Origin of the sequence: Bradyrhizobium sp. (genome assembly GCF_016462955.1) — a bacterium.
Lineage (GTDB): Bacteria > Pseudomonadota > Alphaproteobacteria > Rhizobiales > Xanthobacteraceae > Bradyrhizobium.
Genome location: NZ_JAEMSD010000018.1, coordinates 914 through 2,653, shown reverse-complemented (window position 1 = coordinate 2,653; position 1,740 = coordinate 914). Strand labels below are relative to the sequence as shown.

General features: G+C 64.5%; 2 protein-coding genes. Both read right to left on the bottom strand.

The features are described from left to right. Nucleotides 1–173: 173 nt before the first annotated feature. Entirely contained in the window at nt 174–968 is a 795-nt protein-coding gene (locus tag JHD07_RS03850) for an SDR family oxidoreductase (protein ID WP_291619133.1), read from the bottom strand. Nucleotides 969–1,007: 39 nt separating this feature from the next. Further along, nucleotides 1,008–1,706, bottom strand: coding sequence for a hemolysin III family protein (locus JHD07_RS03845; protein ID WP_291619218.1), 699 nt, complete (start codon nt 1,704–1,706; stop codon nt 1,008–1,010). Between the last annotated feature and the right edge of the window lie 34 nt (nt 1,707–1,740).

Genomic DNA, 1,740 nt, shown 5'->3' with positions numbered 1-1,740 from the left:
AGACCGCGCCCGACCCCGCCGTGCCGGGGGTCAAGGAGGCGGCGGCGGTGTGAGGTCCGTAGCCCGGATGGAGCTACACCTACTCCGTCATTCCGGGGCGATGCGAAGCATCGGACCCGGAATCTCGAGATCCCGGGTTCGGTCCTACGGACCGCCCCGGGATGACCTGGCGGTCACTTCCCGAACTCTTCCCGCATCTTCGCCTGGATCTTGGCCATGCCGCCGATCCAGCGATCATAGTTCTCGGTTTTCTTGCGCATGTAGCCGAGCACTTGCGGGTGCGGCAGGATCAGGAAGGTCTCCTGCTCGAGGCCGGCGAGCACGTCGTTCGCCACCTGCTCGGGCGTCAGGTCGCCGTCACCGGATTGCGGCCCCTTGGGGATCGAGCGCAGCATGTTGGTGTCGACGCCCTGCGGGCAGAGGATCGAGACCTTGATGTTGTGGGCCTTGTGCGAGATCGCGAGGTTCTCGGCAAAACCGACCGCGGCGTGCTTGGTGGTGGAATAGGCGGGGCTGCCGACCTGCGACAACAGGCCCGCGGCCGAGATGGTGTTGAGGAAATAGCCGCCGCCGCGGGCCCGCATGCGGGGGATGAGATGCCGCGCCGCATAGACATGGGCCATGACGTGGATCGCCCAGCTGCGCTGCCAGGGCTCGTCCGAGGCGCCGCCTGCGTTCTCCGACATCGGATCGAAGCCGCCGCCGATTCCGGCATTGGAGCAGAACAGCGCGATCGGCCCGAACTGCCGCTCGGTTTCCTCGATGACGTGGGCGATATCCTTTTCCTGCGCGACGTCGCATTTGAAGGCCGCGCCGTCCACCGTGGCGGCGACCGCCCTTGCATTGTCGGCGTCCATGTCCGCGACCACGACCTTGGCTGCGCCGGCATTGTGAAAGGCTTCGCACATAGCCTTGCCGATGCCGTTTGCGCCGCCCGTGACGACCACGACCTTACCGGTCACCTGCATGCGACATCTCCTCTCGACTTATACCGCTTCGCGGAAAACTTATGAGCTCAACACGAGGTCGAGCACCGCGGTATAATGGCATGCCGCCCCGGCCAAGACAAAGCCGTGCCAGATCGCGTTCTGAAAGCGCAGCCGCCGCCACGCGTGGAAGATCACGCCAAAGCTGTAGAGCAGACCGCCCGCCAGGATGAAGCCCAGCACGAGCGCGGGCAAGGCCTTGACGACTTGGCCATAGAGCATCACGCCGCTCCAGCCCATCGCGAGATAGATGCCGACCGAGACACGGTCGAACCGGCCGGGATAGAACAGCTTCAGCACGATGCCGAGGATGGCCACGCACCAGACGCCGGCGAGCAGCACCAGCGCGAACACGCTGTCCTTCAGCTCGAGGATGAACGGCGTATAGGTCGCCGCGATCAGGAGATAGATCGCGGAATGATCGAAGCGGCGCAAAAGCCATTTGGCCGGCGACACCGGCCAGAGATTATAGGTCGCCGACAGCACCAGCATCGACAGCAGGCCGGCGACATAGATCGAGACGCCGACGACGTCGGTGGCCTCGGCATAGATCGCCGTCAGCACCACCAGCACGGTCGCAGCGACGATGCCGGCCAGCACGCCGATCGCATGAATGACGGCGTCCGCGATCATTTCGGCGCGGTCGTAATTCCAGCCGATCACGTCGGCGGCGGCATGGACGGAGGTGGAGGCAAGCTGCTTCAATTGGAAGACGGTCATTTCAATCCGCACACGCTGAGACGAGGTCCTCTTC

Bases quoted from the DNA above. Each gene is read 5' to 3' on its own strand.
- JHD07_RS03850 (WP_291619133.1), bottom strand. From the start codon at position 968: ATGCAGGTGACCGGTAAGGTCGTGGTCGTCACGGGCGGCGCAAACGGC.
- JHD07_RS03845 (WP_291619218.1), bottom strand. From the start codon at position 1,706: ATGACCGTCTTCCAATTGAAGCAGCTTGCCTCCACCTCCGTCCATGCC.